The organism is Mucilaginibacter sp. RCC_168, from assembly GCF_041355315.1.
GTDB lineage: Bacteria > Bacteroidota > Bacteroidia > Sphingobacteriales > Sphingobacteriaceae > Mucilaginibacter.
Genome location: NZ_JBFUPN010000011.1, coordinates 113829 through 130903 on the forward strand (window position 1 = coordinate 113829; position 17075 = coordinate 130903).

Here is a 17075-nt window from a genome sequence, read left to right on the forward strand (position 1 = left end):
TCAAAGCCCGTTAACTGCTTACTGTCCAAGTGGCCCTGCCTTTAAACGATAGCCTGGTCAATGCTACCTGGTAATATCGAAGGGCCTTGGTGATTGTTGGAAAAGGCAGATCTGCATGTTTTTTCGATAAAAATTTTAATAATATGAGTATGACATTATTTAAATCATGTCCTTAGTTTAAAGAAACGCAATTCCGGCTTTTCACAATCATATTCCTGATAATTAAAACTTAAACAATGAGCCATTTAAAACCAAGAAGCCACCTGGTGCGGGTATCCGAGATTCTCACGACAAAAAAGTATCCGTTTAAAATACCAACTGGATGATTAAGTATGGTCATTGTGGGTAAGTCCTCACTGCCAAACCATGCGGAATTTAGTAGCGACGGCCTCCCATCCTCCGAAGAGCAGTTTTCAATAATTAGCACAACCAATTAATTAAACATTCAATAAATTATGAGAAAAGCAGTACTTAATTACAAAGCGTTTGCAGCGCTATTTACCATACTGCTGGCATTGGTAAGTTTTCGCGGCTTCGGCCAGTCGACAGTGTCGGGACAAATCACCGACGCAAAGACGCATGAAACAATTATCGGTGCCACAGTAAAGGTAAAGGGCACATCAACAGCAGTTGCGACAGATGTGAAAGGCAACTTCAAAATTGCCGCTTCACAGGGTGAGATCCTCCAAATCAGTTATTTGGGCTTCAGTCCTTTAGAAATTGAAGCGGATCCCAAAACGATTATGCATATCAGCCTTAGCGCTGTGCCGAATGACCTCAACGAGGTAATCGTAGTCGGCTACGGCACCAGGAAAAAAGAAACATTAACGGGTGCGATCTCCCAAGTCGGATCTGAAGTGTTCAAAGACAGACCGGTACCCAACGTGGCACTTGCGCTGCAGGGAGAGATTCCGGGTTTGGTAGTTACCAGAAACTCACCCAGGCCAGGCAATGAAAATTTGACCATCAGGCTACGCGGGGAATCGTCCACTTCGGCTGTTTCACCGCTGATCATTATTGACGGTGTGCCGACTGTAGCAGATTTTGAGATCAGCACTTTAAATCCTAATGACATTGAATCAGTCACCGCACTTAAAGATGCATCTGCTGCAATTTACGGTGCACGTGCGCAGGGAGGTGTATTATTGATCACAACCAAACGAGGCAAGGGAAAACCTCGGATTAATTACAATCCAAGTTATAGCATAAACACGGTTGCTAAAACAGTTCCCTGGGCCAATATGATGCAGTGGGCCAGCCTTTATCTTGAAACATCAATGCAGGACAGGGTCGATGCGTCTGGCACCCCAATCCAGTATCTTCCGCAATGGACACTTGCCAACCTGCAGAGAATGGCAAACGGAGAATCATTTGATTATACACAGCCAAGCGGATTGGTATCGCATTATGGTGATAATAACTGGCAAAGGGCACTTTACGGAAATTCAAATTCACAATTACAGAATCTCTCGCTCACGGGTTCAACAGATAATACAGGTTATGCAGCATCTTTGGGATATTCGAACAATAAGTCCGTTCTTAAAACAGCTTATGACGGCGAAGTAAAATATAATGCCCGCTTTAACTATGATTACCAGATCTCTAAAAAAGTAAAATGGCAATCAGGTATCGCGTACGATACAAGAACAGTAAAAAGCCCCAGAAATGGCGTCGGAGCAGGCTTTTTTGATGCCCCCATTTTTCCCGTCTACAACAGCGTTGGTAATTACTATGATGATTATGGTTACCGCAACCCGGTCGCGATGACGCAGGCAGGTGGTCGTATCAGGAATACGGACAACTTCTTTCGTTTCAACACCCGGCTCTCGGCAAATATCATTGACGGTTTAACAATAAGCGGAACAGCAGCAATCACCAAACGTGACGGCATGAAAAACGAATATAATCAAACTTATAATCTTTACAGCTGGACCGGAGACCGTGTAACTTCAACCATTTATAATCCAGCTTTCGTAGGGGAAACGATCACAAATACCATCTATAACAACTTCGGTGTCCTCGCAGATTACAATAAGACCTTCGCGCAAAAGCACAATGTGGCAGTTACATTAGGCAGTACTGCCGAGCTTCAGGAAGACAGGGTTTTGGGCGCTGGGCGCACAGGCCTGTTATACCCGGGCCTTTACGATTTGAATACCGCGACCCCGGTAAACGCGACCAATAACAGCTCAGACGTTAAGGTAGGGCTAACATCGTACCTTGGACGTTTTGACTACGATTATAATAAACGCTATCTTCTGGAACTGATTGGCCGTAGTGATGCCTCTTCCCGCTTCGATGCTGATCATCGTCGGCAAAACTTTTACGGCGTTTCGGCCGGGTGGGCCTTATCAGAAGAGAGTTTCATGAAGCCATTAAAGTTTGTGAACTACCTTAAGGTGCGTGCGGGCTATGGAGAAACCGGCGGACTCGGGGGCGGCACGAGTGGCTTATCAAGCACAAATGGTGCAATTGGCGCTTTCAACTATGTATCCGGCATTGGCGCCGGAACCGCAATATTCGGTAGTACAGCCGCCGTACAGGGTACCAACTCAATCTCCAATATATACAATGTCGAGCTGACCTGGGAACGGATGCTGAACAAAAATATAGGAGTTGACTTCACCTTATTCAGCAACAAGCTTAGCGGATCCTTTGATGTATACGAACGTAAAAACACAGGGTTAATCCTCAGCTTGATTTATCCTGGCGTATTAGGTGCAAATGCGCCCCCAAGCAATGCAGGCAACCTCAGGGTACGCGGGTTTGAAGCAACGCTCAACTGGCGTGATAAAATTGGCGAGGTTTCCTACAATATCGGCCTGAATTTAAGCAACAACAAAAACCTTTTGGTGAAGCGAACCGGCGCAACTGCCATCGCACCCGGACAAAACCTTCCTTTACAAGGATATCCGCTCAATTCACTTTTCCTTTACAAAACGAATGGGGTATTCCCAACACAGGCTGCCGCAGATGCCTATACCGCGAAATACACCGCGAGCACCACTGGCAACCTTGGCTCCATGACCGGAAATAGTAAACTGCGTGCAGGCGACCTAAGCGTTGTTGATTTGAACGGTGACGGTGTTTTGAATACAAGTGACCTGTATTTTGCAGGTGATGCTGATCCCCACTATACATTCGGTACAAATCTTGGTATACGCTGGAAAAATTTCGACCTTTCCGCCTTCTTCCAGGGAGTACTTAAACAAAATTTATTGCGTGGCGGGAATGGCAGAGCTCCATTCTTTCGCAATTACTTAAATATCAATACGTATTATATTGGAAAAACATGGACACCGGATAACACCGATGCCCTGTACCCGAGGTTATCATTTGACAGTAACCGGAATAACTGGAACTGGGCAGTTAATGACGCAAACATGGAAACTCTCCGTTATGTTCGACTGAAAAATATGATCATCGGATATACCCTACCAAAACAATGGATGGACAAATTAGGCATAAAGCGGGTGCGGGCATACGTTTCCGGGAACGACTTGCTGACATTCTCATCTGTTAAGGACGGCTTTGATCCGGAAAGAGGAACCTCGTCTGACAGCAGCTATCCTTTCATCAGAACATATACATTCGGCCTGGAAGTTGGATTTTAAATATTGTGGATAAATGAAAAATTTAAACTATATAATAGCGCTATTCCTGATTATTTCAGCAAGCGCATGCAAAAAGACATTTTTGGATCTGAACCCGATCGACCAGCCTACGACAGCCTCGTTCTTTCAGAATGCGGCCCAGTTCAAATCATTTTCCAATGATTTTTACAATAAAATGATAGGCTTTCGTCCTGTAAAATCCGATGTTCAGGGTGCCGGAAATAGTAATATTTACGATTTCATGGACGCAGGCTCCGATTTGACAGAAGCAATCAGCACTTACGGTCAAGGTGCAGTATCGACACCGCAGACCGATATTTACTGGTTAAATACCTATGCCTATATCCGTGCCAATAATGTATTGATCGAAGCAGCGGATAATTACACCGGTGACAAGGCAGCGATCAAACAATATGTGGCGGCAGCTTATTTCTTTCGCGCCTGGCACCATTTTTTGCTTTTGAAGAGATTTGGCGGAATACCACTGGCGACCAAAGTACTGAATGTAAATTCAGCTGACCTTCAGGCACCGAGAAACACGCGCTACGAAGTAGCAAATCAGATTTTTAAGGACCTCGATGTTGCTATCGCAGGCTTGCCATTAGAGGCATCCATTGCAGCAGCAGATAAAGGACAAGTAAGTCAGCAAGCAGCCAAAGCTTTTAAAGCACGTGTGCTGCTTTATGAGGCGACCTGGGAGAAGTACGTTAGTACCTCTACTGACTGGGCTCAAAACCAGAAAAAGGCCGACAGTACAACAACATGGCTTACGCAGGCTGCTAACTTAGCCTCCCAGGTAATGACAGACAATACCTATTCGTTGTTCAATGGAGTAGACACATTGAGTTATTATTACATGTTCAACCTCGATGATGCCAATTCAAACCCGAAAGGATTGACCAAAACAGCTAATAAAGAATATCTCCTATCAAGCCACTATGACTATACGCTTTTACAAGGCAACGCTAACTTAACCCACACTTTAGTAGGTTGGGGACCTTCCAGGAAAATGATGGATATGTATCTTTGCACGGATGGGCTTCCTTTTACGGTGTCCCCACTGGCTAAAGGGTACGCAAAAATGACGGACGAATTTGAAAACCGTGAATGGAGATTACGCAGCCTAGTCGTTATACCTAAAAAGAAATATTGGGGATTTGGTTCAACGACCGGAGCAAATTATAATTTGGCTAATTATATTACGACATTTAATTTTCCGGCTATCATAAAGCCTTACTATCCGGACCTATATACGAATATAAACGGCGGTTACCCGAATCGTAAATTCTGTTCTGAAGAATCAACAAGGGCCGATTACCAGGAATCTTATGATTATCCCCAAATACGCCTTGCGGAAGTCTATCTGATTTACGCGGAAGCAAAATGTGAGTTGGGCGGAGGTTCTATTTCAGATGCAGATCTGAACATATCGATTAACAAAATCAGGGCACGTAACGCGGTTGCCCCGCTTACCAACGCCTTAATTGCCCCATACGCAAGTCTTACCATGCTGGGGGAGATCAGAAGGGAACGTGCACTTGAGCTTTACCTGGAAAACAGCCGCTTTGATGACCTGAAACGGTGGGGCATAGCCGAAACAGAATTGAATAAGCCAATCGAGGGTATGGTTGTGCAATACAACGGCCAACCGACTGAAACCGCGACCGGCACGAATCCCATTACCCAGAGCCCGATCTATAATCCGGCTAAATTTGTTTACGGTATCGATAATCAAACTGGCGCGGTCATACTGGACCCGGCCAGTAACCGGAATTTTAAACGGATGCATTATCTGCTGCCCATTCCAAATGATCAGCGTTCTCTAAATCCGAACATCGTGCAAAATCCAGGTTATTAAAAACAAAAGGCTGTATTATAACTGATACAGCCTTTTGTTATTTGATTTTATATCCATTATTCAGGATTTCAAGCCCATATAATCAAACACAGGCCCTTGCTACTCCATCTCCTCATCCAGCGAACCTGTTCGGATTATCAATGCAGTATTGAATTTATAAAGACTAAATATATTAAGGGCAGATTACCAATACGAACTTGCGCCATTGTTTGATCAACAAATACCAGAATATCAGTGATATATTGATGTTTTGACAAGATCGAATTTGAGACGTTTCCTCTTAGTCTTCCCATAGAATCAATGGACTCAGGTCAATCTCTGCAATGTTATTTGGGTATCGACATAGCTGCTCATTCAGATACCATAATTCCATTTATCATTGCGATTATAAATTACGGCTTTCGCTGCGATTTGAGTCGTATTCCTATTGTAACAGAACTTTCATGTGGGGCAGGGAAACCGGCACCGGCCAACATGAAAATTCTGCGATCAATTTTTCAACAAACGGATCTCGTATACAGGACCGGCGACCGACCCTTTTTCCGCCAGGAATTTAACGTTGATGGATAGATCACCAGCGTAATCCAAACCACCGGGGAGGTCATAAGCCAACGTAAAAAAGGAATCCTGTTTAGCATTGATATGATCGACTTTTTTCAGTTCCCTGTCGTTTACTAAAATGGACAACTTATGATTACGTTCTGTCCCGAAATCACGAGGTCTGTCGAGTGCAGAACGGGAAGGCCCGACATGGTATGCATGGTTGTCCGGTCAGGTAGTAATCATTACCAACCCTGATCATATCCGGATCGGAGAACTCCTCATAAAAAAAGGGATTTGTAAAAGTACCATTGCCATTGTCGGACACCCAGGTACCTGTTTCCCATAAAACATGGCTACGACCATTCTTGTTCTGGGCATACAGGTTTTTTCCCGCTACTGAAAGGAACAAAAGAACGACTGTTGCAATCTTAAATTGATAGGAATATTTCATAATTCTTTTGGGGGCCAGATTGGTTGTTCAAGTGATCCCGGCCATTGCTGTCTAAAGAACTAAAGGCGGAAAAATCCGCTGATCCGGGGCAGACCTTCCCTCGCAATCCAGCTATTTTTCAACAAGGGAGACTGTCTTACAGTTGGCTAACCGGTCCCATTTCAGTCATGGCCGGTTGTTTTTTCAGTTTTAAGCCGGATCACACTCAGGGAAAAAGGTGGTGCTACATAATTTTCAAGTTCGGACGATCCGATATCCTTTTTTACTGATCGCACCACGTCAGGACCACTGATGGAATTTTTATCTGAAGGCGCACCTTTCAATAACTCGAGGGTAGCATTTCTTTGTTGGATTTTCAACCCGGCAAGGTCTATTGTTGTATTCGCTTCCTTTCCCCCCGCATTTACAATCTTCAATATGATATCCCCTGTACCGCTGTCTTTTACACAAGAAGCCGCGAGCGTTGAATCTGTTTGGGCGGCAGGCAATCTAAATTTAATCACATCGGATAGATAAATGTCCCCCTGATTGGCAGAAAACATTTGCTGAACAAAATAATTGGCTGTCCGGAAAAGGGTTTTATTATTAAAATAAATCAGATCAGGGTTCCACGAGACATGCGAAAGATTGGCTAACAAAGGGGCGTATGACGCCATTTTAACAATGTCGCCATTCCTTTCAAGACCGGTCATGAATGCAGCCTCGGATAATGCATTGATCAGGTTGTTGCCCCATGAGGCATATTCTCCAATGTAAACTTTTGATTTTGGCCGCCGGAACCCATCGTAGCGGTTATTATTGTTCAGGAACCAGGCCGGCTTTTGATAAAAATGTTCGTCAACAACAGGAACGTTCAATTTGTCTGCAAATTTCCAGCCCAGGTCGTAATCTTCGCCCGAAGGAAAGGGGCCAACTGTACCAACTATTATAATTGCCGGATATTTTGCACGCACCACGTCATAAATAATTTTAAACCTGTCCCTGAAATCGGCGGTTTGTTTATCTTCATTGCCGATACCGATATATTGCAGGTTAAAGGGTTTAGGATGGCCCGCTGCAGCCCTTTTTGCGCCATATTTCGAAGTTACCGGCCCATTAGCGTATTCAATAAGATCGAGGACATCCTGGATATATGATTTCATATCCGCCGGTGGCAAGGCCTTCTGACCAGTTCCCCCTACCCCTCCCGAATTCTGACAACTCACGGCCGCCGCAACAACCGGCAAAGGTTTAGCACCAATATCTTCACAGAAGCGGAAATACTCAAAAAAACCAAGACCATAACTCTGGTGGTAATGCCAGATATTCCTTTGCTGGCTGCGGAGTTCTACAGGGCCTATGGTATTCTTCCAGCGGTACATATTGTCAAGGCCATCCCCATGAACAAGGCAGCCGCCCGGGAACCTCATGAATTTAGGTTTCAGGTCGGCGATTGCCTGCGCCAGGTCTGCACGCAGCCCATTCTTTTCACCCCTGAATGTATTCCTGGGAAAAAGGGAAACCTCGTCAATGGCAATTTTACTTTTGGCCAGTGCCAGAACTGTTAACTTCGCAGAATCAGCATCGGCAAGTGCTTTAATCGAACCGGTATATTTCGTCCATATTTTTCCGGCCGTTTTAAAGGAAAACTGGCCGTAGGAAATGCCATTTTTGCCACGAAGCTCCACCTTAACAGGTACCCGGCTCCCTGTAATCAGTTTGATATATACAGAAAAATCATAGTTTTCACCTGAATGCAGGGCGATCCCGTCGAAACCACTATTGGTGATGCCAACACCTTCTGTCCCGGGATCATCTATATCCAGAACAATATAATGAGGGTTAACCGAAGCAATGGGTTGTGCACTTTCGACAGTTATTTTTCCATAACCGTGACCTTCCGTCGTGTAATCCCAGAAACTTAGCGGATTCCATTTTTTGTTATCGCCCGGGCTGTATTCAAAAGACCGGTTTTGTATCAATTCCGCATATAAGCCCCCATCTGCCGAATAACTCAAATCTTCGAAGAAAACACCAAAGAGATCCTTGCTGATCGGCTTCACCGACTTTTGGCCAATATGGCTCTGCACGGATATGTGCTGTTGCGCCCGCCCGGTTACCGGCAGCAAGGTAGTTAATAAAAGAGGGTACAGTAAGTTTTTGTTAAAAAGGTTCATATAACGTTGGTTATGTCATCATATTTAAGTCCAAGTAATTGCGCATACTTGGTTTACTTGAATCCAAAAAAATTTGATAATCGGCGACACAAATTAATCATTTTTGCATTTCTGGCATAATTAATTGTTTTTTTAACAATTAATTTATATCTTTTCCAAAGCGATCATCACCGTAAAAAGCGAGCTCCGATTTAACCCGGGAACATATAGCACTAACTAAGTTTTTGAATTTCGCACATTGCTTGCTTTCCTGTTAAAATACCTGCGTATTTTTAACTGATTCGTTTCCGGGCATGTATCTGGAATGATATCCAGCAATAGATATTATCGACCGATCAGCCTCAAAGCCACATTTTTAGGTATTTCGATCACCGTACCATGAGCCATTTTCAGGTCGGTAACTTCCCGCTGCCAGGTTTTGAGATCGGCAGATACGAACATATAGGCGAAGTCGCTTTCAAATGGGTCTGTGAACAGGCAATAACGGTCACCGATCCGGACTACAGAGGGACCTTCATCCCCGGTTGAAGGAGTTACAGGTCCATGTTCGTTTCCCCACGGACCTTCAGGCGTTTCACCAGCCCTGAAATAAATGGTAGGAACCTTTGAGTTATCATCCTTTTTATAGAACAAAAGGAACCTGTGTTCTGTGTCCTTATAAATAAAAGCATCGATGGGCCCTTTATTTCCGGGCGCGCCTCCGGCCGGAAAGCCATTTCTGAACAAAACTTCAGGTTTACTGAACGTTTTAAAATCAGGGGTGGTCACATAATAGATCCTGCCCTCCCCGCCTTTTTTCCAAGGGCCGACGTTCGAGGACCAGTAAATCATATATCTCCTTCGCTCTGTGTCATAATAAATTTCCGGAGCCCAGCAGTTAGTGGTACTGTCGATTGCCGCGCCTACCGGTATTGCCTGTTCTTCACCCCAGTGTACAGGGTCTTTAGAGGCAGCATATCCTATGGTCTTACTTTTCCAACCGGTTGTCCAGACCATCCTGTAGACACCGTCCGGGCCAAGGTTGATACTCGGGTCTCTGACCAGCTTTTCGCCGACCCGTGCCGTCGCCACTACATTTCCCTTGTTAACGGGAACCCAGTTTATGCCATTGGTACTTACGGCAAGATTAACGCCGGCGTCCTGTTTAAGAAAGTAGGAAAAAAGGAAATACTGTTTTGCTGTTGTATCGATGGCTGGTTGGGCGTGTAAAAAGGACACACTTAATACCCGAAAGACACAAAACCCAAAAATGATTGTTTTCTTCATGTTTTTTATGAGCTTTATATAATCAGGCGGGTCATAACACCTGATTTAGTTTTAAAAATCTGCAGACCTGATAACCATAGTTAAAAAGCAACCGGGCATATCTATTCATGATATGAAGGTAACATCATACTCTTCACGGAACCGCTTCGTGAACGGGAGTCGAATCCCTGATCATATTGACAATTTTTACACTCATAGTGAATTAGGAGGACCTTAAAGAAGGAATATAAACTATCATTAAAAGAAGAGCGAATACAATTGTAATTTCAACAATTAAACCTGGTTAACGACACCGGCAGAACGAAAGTGCAGGTGAGCATTCTCTATTCATAACTGATCTTCAAATTGAACCGGGTAAAACATTTAGCTCAGCACGCCTTTAGGCATCCGAAACGCTACCTGTAGTCGCCCCATTCATTCGGACGTGGATACCAATAACGATGTCATTACTACCCCCGTCTATAATTTTTCCGCTGATTTTGCTTCTATGCACAGATCATAACAGAGAATGACCACCAGGAATAGGTTGGCAGACCAGTTCTTTCTTTGAGATGTAAAGCAGATTACTCATAATTTCACTTATTGATAATTAGGTAACTAGTTTCTTCCGCTTAATTAAGCCAGCGTAGTTGGATCACATCATAAGGTCATTATTACTTGGACATGAAAAGTGTTGCCGGATACTCTATTCCCGTTCATTTTTTTTCATTAATTTAAAGTCGGACCCGCACAAACAAAAAAGCATGAAATATCTCTTCCAGCTTTTACATTACCTATAAATCAAAAACACTGAAGTTTGTATCACCATATATTTTTGAACATTTTAAAAACCGGAAGATATTTACCCATTGGCTTATCCCAGGTTGATTTCCTATAACCGGTGTCTCAAATATGATGGCTTATGCCAATAAAAATGAACTGACAATCAATTATGGTTTCAACTCTACATAGGTAGGCAAATCACGATTACAAGACAGTTTCCCGTCGGCATACCTAAGTTCCACTACTTGGATACTGGATCGTTGCTTTTCGTAGCGGTTCACCTTTGCTCCGGTGTTTCCGGGGTGTAGAAAGTAAAACAGGTAAGCGCGACCGTTCGCACTTATCCGCACATCACAGTGCCCGCCCTTCACACCGTCATCCCGTCCCTTGCCTGGTTCGGTAAGCAAGTTGGCACCGGGCTGTCGGCTCCACAAAAGCAGATCGTCGGAGGAATAGACAGCCAACCCCTGCCAGACATCGGTGATCATCCAATACTTGTCCTTCCATTTAAAAACCTTGGGCCCTTCTCCCGGCTGGTCGTAAATTGCTTTCTTCCCGTCGGTCCAATGGTATAAATCAGGGCTGTTCGCAAAATAAATAGATTTATGGTCTTTCTCATTATTATACCACATACGCCAGGTACCGTCCGGAAGCCGCAGGACGCATGGGTCAATAACGCTATTATTGACCAAGTGTAATTTAGATTCATATTTCCAATCCAACAGATTTTTACTGGTGAGGTGGATGATGTTCCGCGGATGATGCCAGTCATTGAACACCCCGGGTACATAAGTAAGGTACATATGGTAAATACCTTTATAATCAATCACTTCCGGAGCCCAGTAAGTATAGCCTGAATCGGGCTTATAACTGATTTTAGCAATACCGTGATATTTCCAATCAGCGCCGTCGGTGGATTCTGCGATACCTATCTCCGTGCCATGCACCCAGGCCACGCCACCATCGGCGGTGTCGGTTGCACGCCGGTTGGTATAAAACATAAACCACTTTTTTTGGGCGGAATTCCAGATCAGGGTTGGATCGGCAGCACCATCATAAACCGGATCACGGAATAACGGTTTGGGAGCAGGTTTGCCTTCGCGGCTCTGCCCGGAAGCGCCGTAAAATGACAAAACACAAAGTACCAGTAATGAGATTCTTTTCATCCTTATATTATTTTGGTTAAAATTGGTTAGCGACAAAATATCGGCGTGCCGTTATAATGCAAATCAAAGTAAATTAAATCCGATTTGGCATGTTATGCCTAAAATCGTCAAATAAGGGGTACAAATTCGCCTTTAACCTCCTATTTCAGCGTTGCCTGTCCTTCTGCTATTCCATATTTGTTTAAAATGTTGCAACCGGCTTATTTAAGTTTAACACCATGGTTTTTTTCTGAATTTGAAGCTCTGTCTTTTGTTCCGGTATTCTTAATTTTAAACATTGAGTATACCGGTGATTTTTTTTTGTCTGATCATTGTAGCCAAGGGTCTGCTTATTAGTAATTAAACAGTATCCGAATGCTATAACGATAAGATAGCCGGGTTTACGTACGGCTGGTAAAGAAGGCATTCAAATAACCCACAAAATGATAAAACGAATAATTCTGATTCTACTTTGCACATCATCCGTCTTTTCAATTCTAAAAGCACAGCAATATCCGAGGGTGATCATACCTGGTGATTATGCAGACCCTACCATTATGCGGGACGGCGACGACTATTATATGACCCATTCTCCTTTTTATTATGCACCAGGCTTTCTCATCTGGCATTCCCAGAACCTGATGAACTGGGAACCGGTAGTAAGGGTAATGCCCGAATATGAAGGCTCGGCTATGGCGCCAGACCTTTTGAAATATAAAGGCAGATTTTACATTTATTTCCCTTCCGCGGGGACGAATTGGGTGATATGGGCCGACCATATTAAAGGCCCCTGGAGTAAACCGGTTGACCTGAAAGTAAAAGGTATTGATCCTGGCCATATCGTTGGTGAGGATGGCAAAAGATACCTGTATGTAAACGAAGGTGAGGTCATACAACTTACCGATGACGGGTTGGCCACCATGGGCGAAAAGAAAAAAGTATATAAGGGTTGGCAATATCCTAAAAAATGGAATACGGAATGCATGTGCCTGGAATCCCCCAAGCTATTGTTTAAAGACGGATATTATTACCTGACATCGGCAGAAGGCGGCACGGCCGGCCCTGCAACGAGCCACATGGCGGTAGTTGCCCGGGCGAAAAGTGTAAATGGCCCATGGGAAAACTCTCCATATAATCCGCTGATCCATACTTATAGCGACACCGATAACTGGTGGTCGAAAGGGCATGGGACCCTTATTGACGATGTGAACGGTAATTGGTGGATTGTTTATCACGCTTATGCTAAGGGCTATCATACCTTAGGGCGGCAAACGCTGATTGAGCCTATTGAATGGACAAAGGACGGTTGGCCCAGGCCAAAGGCAACCACGACGCCTATTATACCAAAGAAAAATATACCTAACGGGATGCCGCTCTCCGACAATTTTGATCATAAAGAACTCGGCCTGCAATGGACATTCTGGAAAGAAAATGCGGCTAAAGCGGTTTCAATAGAAAATCAGAGCTTGTTGATATCCGCGAAGGGAACAAGCCCCGCAGATGGCCGGCTGTTACTAACAACGGCAACCGATAAAAACTATGAAACCCAGGTAGAGATAAAGCCGGGTAAAGGAAACACCGCGGGTTTGATCCTGTTTTACAATGAGAAGGCTTATGCCGGCGTATTATCTGACGGGAAGCAGATCACCGTTTATAAAAACGCAGAAGAAAAGATCGGGCTACCCGCTAAATTCAGCAACACCTTTTTCCTAAAAATTCAAAACCGCGGTAATAGCTGCACTTTCCTCGCCAGCAGGGATGGCAAAACATGGACAACATTAGCGGCAAACGTGGATGTATCTTCAATGAACCACAACAAATACCACGGGTTTTATGCTTTACGCATAGGGCTTATTTCGGCTGGTAAGGGTGTTGCCTCTTTTAAACAGTTCCGCTACAAAAACGCCATTCCTGCGGAGCACGATATGAGCGCGTACCTGATGGTTTACCATAAAGACGAAACACACGGACTTTATATGGCGCTAAGTGATGACGGTTATTCATTTACAGATGTCAATAAAGGTAAACCAGTTATTGCCGGCGACACGATTGCAGATCAAAAGGGAATTCGCGACCCGCATATTTACCGCGGGCCCGACGGGGCTTTTTATCTTGCCATGACCGACTTGCATGTTTTTGCAAAGCGTGACGGCCTGAGGGACACAGAATGGGAGCGAGATCCCAAAGTTTACGGATGGGGCAACAACCGCGGCCTTGTATTGATGAAATCATGGGACCTGATCAACTGGACACACACTAACTTGCGCCTGAACGAGGTTTCTGCACAGTTCAATGAAATAGGTTGCGCCTGGGCTCCTGAAACAATTTATGATGAAGTAAGAGGAAAACTGATGATTTATTTCACCATGCGTTATCGTAACGGGCCTAACCAGCTTTACTATGCCTATGTGAACGACGACTTCAACCGGCTCGAATCAACACCTGAATTGCTATTTCAGTATCCTGACGAAAAAATTGCCGCCATTGACGGGGATATCACTAAAATTGGCGACAGGTATCACTTATTTTACGTTTCCCATGATGGTACGCCGGGCATTAAACAGGCAGTTTCAGATAAAATCAACGGCGATTACTATTATGACCCACGCTGGTATGATCCGGAATCAAAAGCATGTGAAGCCCCTACGGTATGGAAGCGGATTGGTGAAGACAAATGGGTGCTGATGTACGATGTTTATGGGATAACACCCAGCAATTTTGGCTTTTCTGAAACTTCAGACTTTGTCAATATTAAAGATATCGGGCATTTTAATGAAGGTGTGATGAAAACAACCAACTTTACTTCACCCAAACACGGGGCGGTCGTCCATTTGACAAGCGAGGAGGCAGAAACCCTAAGGAATTATTGGGAACACCGCGAAAACAAAACGAAAACGAAGGCCAATAAAAATAATTAGCCTGATGGCATCCTACCGGCCAGAAAAGAAATTCCTCAACCCTGTAATTGGATTGAGGAATTTTTTTTTATTTGCAAATAACAGCGACCCCAGCAATGAACAATGGCACATTTAAGCCTATTCATGCAGAAAAGGTCGAAAGCATTCACACGACATCTGTATAGTTTGTGCTTATTCTATTTTCGTAAGCTTAACGATAGCCGATCATGGCACGATACGCCATTGCTGATTCAGACTACCATTATTACCATAGAACGTCATGGAACTACCATTTGCTGTACCTCCGCCGGTATCCAGGCATTTGCCATTAGTCCTGTTCACGATTTTATAGAACGAACCGATCTGAACAATTGTCCACTGCTGGTTCGTACTACCCCCGCTTGTCCATTGTGCAACGGTTGAAGCATCGGCAGAATGGTTATAACTATCCAAAGCTTTTCCACTGGATACGCAAACCAGCTTATAATAGCCACCACTATAGGTCAATGTCCATTTTTGATTATCACTGGAACCTGAAGCCCATTGTCCAACGTCAGCCCCGTCTGCAGTTGCACCGAGATTGTCGAGGTATTTTCCAGTTGCCCGGTTAACTAGGTGATAGGTCCCATTGGCAATCGGCTGTGTGCCGACAGTGCAGGTAAGCGTACCAAAGCCCAGCTGATCAAAACCGCCGCTGGTTGAGCCGTAGTTTCCACCACCACCTTCCGGCCTGACTTGAGTGGCAAATTGGCCGCTATAGGTCGCTGTTATACCCATGACGTTCTGATAATGATTATAAATCAGTTCCCAGCAGGGTCTGATGATACCACGGGAACCGTCTGAAATAATCGTTTGGTTTACATTATCGCAATTATTGTAGGTGTTGTAAGGTACGCTCATATTCAGATTATATTTTGCGGTATATTCAGCTAAAGCAAGTACCTTGTTGTTTTCATAAGCGAACAAATCCTGTCCCTGATTGTAGGCCATCTGGCAAAATGCACCGATTAGTGAGATATCCAGCGTTGCATGCCCCTGGTCACGGCCTGCTTCCTGGTTTTGTCCCAGGTTGCCGGGATGAACATAGAACACCGCTTTGTCGATATTGCCATTCCCGATGCCACTTTTAAAATAAGTTATGGCCTGGTTAAATTTGGCCTGATCGTCACATAGAATACCGATAGACAAAATAGTAGCCATATTGCACAAATCCCAGTTTGCCCAATAATGCGTATCGCAGGTGCCGTTGTGAACAGTAAGAAATCCGTTGGCTGCCGGATAGAAAACATTTAACATAAATGTTTTAAAATTGCTGAAATCAGCAGCAGCCCAGCCGCTATACGAGCGAAGAATCTCTGCAGCATTTGCAAGCTGGTATCCGTAAAGGCCAGAAGCCAGGGCATAGTTCGAATCCCCGCCTATCGCTTTACATGTGGTTGCCCAGGCGTTGAGGATACTCACGGCTTTATCGGCGTAGGCATTATTGCCCGAAATGTACCATTGTAACGCATCCTGGTAGGCTGCGGCTGCGTCCCGCATGAGATGTACATAATTGCCGCCCGTATTGGTTCTTGTAATGGTATCGTTCGGGCCGGCCATCGTGTAGTTTAGCTGCGCGTAGGAATTCGCAGTAAGTAAATTATAACTGTCTACCCAGGGAGCAGCATTGGTATTCACTTTGATTTGCATCCTGATCAGGTCAGCAGAGGTATGCAGCATACCCGGATGTATAAAACTGAACACCGCATTTGTTTTCAGCTTTGTGGCCCCGTTCAGATTGCTTTCCGAACTTAGGTTATCAGGCGAAATCGTCTTTTTACAGCCCAGAGCTGCAATGATGCAACAGGAGCCAAATAATACTAATAACTTTTTTCTCATATTTTTAATTGTTAAAGTACAGGCAGCACGTAGCCGCCGTTATTTACTGGGACCGTTTACAATTGGTTATAAAAAACGCTCCTTCTATTCCTAAAAAGCTGTATTTGATACTAGCGGCGGTCAATAAATCGCTCCGAAACAACAACTCTTAAGGAATTATAAATAAAACAAAATGGTGACGCTGCATTTTTCAGGGCTGCAACTTTCCCTTACCTGTTGATGAAGACAGGCTGCTTCACTGTTGGCCAAACAATATTTGATAACCGATGAGGTTAGACTCATAAAGAATAATCAGGGGATGAAAATAACGGTGTAGCATCGGCGACAGCGTATGATCTTTTACAAAGACGCGGATATTTTAGATTGATACTCAACGATAAAGTATTTTATGTGGCAGCAAGCAAAATAATTACTCGTTTAGTATCATATACACTTTCTTGCAACAGCAGTGTGCTGCTGTTGCAAGAAAAATTGCAATTTAATTCAAACCGCTTGAAAAACACGT

General features: G+C 44.2%; 7 protein-coding genes and 1 pseudogene. 3 read left to right on the forward strand and 5 right to left on the reverse strand.

Translation table 11 applies throughout. The features are described from left to right. Positions 1–455 precede the first annotated feature (455 nt). Together AB6735_RS12200 and AB6735_RS12205 are read left to right on the forward strand one after the other, a co-directional pair. A complete protein-coding gene (locus AB6735_RS12200) occupies positions 456–3614 on the forward strand; it encodes a SusC/RagA family TonB-linked outer membrane protein (RefSeq protein ID WP_370996198.1) in 3159 nt (1052 codons plus the stop codon). Between the two features lie 13 nt (positions 3615–3627). Next, positions 3628–5472, forward strand: a complete 1845-nt coding sequence (locus AB6735_RS12205) for a RagB/SusD family nutrient uptake outer membrane protein (protein ID WP_090463783.1) — start codon at positions 3628–3630, stop codon at positions 5470–5472. Positions 5473–5961: 489 nt separating this feature from the next. On the opposite strand, the pseudogene AB6735_RS12210 reads toward AB6735_RS12205, so the two are convergent. The 4 genes and pseudogenes from AB6735_RS12210 to AB6735_RS12225 form a co-directional block, all read right to left on the reverse strand. Continuing rightward, positions 5962–6168 (reverse strand): annotated as a pseudogene (locus AB6735_RS12210) (DUF6805 domain-containing protein); the annotation flags it as partial. Between the two features lie 459 nt (positions 6169–6627). After that, the gene (locus AB6735_RS12215) at positions 6628–8622 is read right to left on the reverse strand and encodes an alpha-L-arabinofuranosidase C-terminal domain-containing protein (protein ID WP_090463777.1); all 1995 of its coding nucleotides are present in this window, start codon (positions 8620–8622) and stop codon (positions 6628–6630) included. 324 nt (positions 8623–8946) lie between these two features. Then, entirely contained in the window at positions 8947–9888 is a 942-nt protein-coding gene (locus AB6735_RS12220; protein WP_090463774.1) for a glycoside hydrolase family 43 protein, read from the reverse strand. A 929-nt stretch (positions 9889–10817) separates the two neighbouring features. Continuing rightward, positions 10818–11816: a family 43 glycosylhydrolase gene (locus tag AB6735_RS12225; RefSeq protein WP_090463771.1), complete on the reverse strand. Its 999-nt coding sequence runs from the start codon at positions 11814–11816 to the stop codon at positions 10818–10820. A 422-nt stretch (positions 11817–12238) separates the two neighbouring features. Here AB6735_RS12225 and AB6735_RS12230 point away from each other — a divergent pair, with 422 nt between their 5' ends. Then, on the forward strand, positions 12239–14713 hold the full coding sequence (locus AB6735_RS12230; protein ID WP_370996199.1) for a family 43 glycosylhydrolase: 2475 nt from the start codon (positions 12239–12241) through the stop codon (positions 14711–14713). Between the two features lie 204 nt (positions 14714–14917). Here AB6735_RS12230 and AB6735_RS12235 read toward each other — a convergent pair whose 3' ends face one another. Then, positions 14918–16570 carry an RICIN domain-containing protein gene (locus AB6735_RS12235; RefSeq protein WP_370996200.1) on the reverse strand — a complete coding sequence of 551 codons (1653 nt, stop codon included), beginning with the start codon at positions 16568–16570 and terminating at the stop codon, positions 14918–14920. Positions 16571–17075: the final 505 nt, after the last annotated feature.

What these genes read in the sequence shown, in the direction of transcription:
- AB6735_RS12220 (WP_090463774.1), bottom strand. Translation starts at nt 9,888, where the DNA reads ATGAAGAAAACAATCATTTTTGGGTTTTGTGTCTTTCGGGTATTAAGT.
- AB6735_RS12235 (WP_370996200.1), bottom strand. Translation starts at nt 16,570, where the DNA reads ATGAGAAAAAAGTTATTAGTATTATTTGGCTCCTGTTGCATCATTGCA.
- AB6735_RS12225 (WP_090463771.1), bottom strand. Translation starts at nt 11,816, where the DNA reads ATGAAAAGAATCTCATTACTGGTACTTTGTGTTTTGTCATTTTACGGC.
- AB6735_RS12205 (WP_090463783.1), top strand. Translation starts at nt 3,628, where the DNA reads ATGAAAAATTTAAACTATATAATAGCGCTATTCCTGATTATTTCAGCA.
- AB6735_RS12215 (WP_090463777.1), bottom strand. Translation starts at nt 8,622, where the DNA reads ATGAACCTTTTTAACAAAAACTTACTGTACCCTCTTTTATTAACTACC.
- AB6735_RS12200 (WP_370996198.1), top strand. Translation starts at nt 456, where the DNA reads ATGAGAAAAGCAGTACTTAATTACAAAGCGTTTGCAGCGCTATTTACC.
- AB6735_RS12230 (WP_370996199.1), top strand. Translation starts at nt 12,239, where the DNA reads ATGATAAAACGAATAATTCTGATTCTACTTTGCACATCATCCGTCTTT.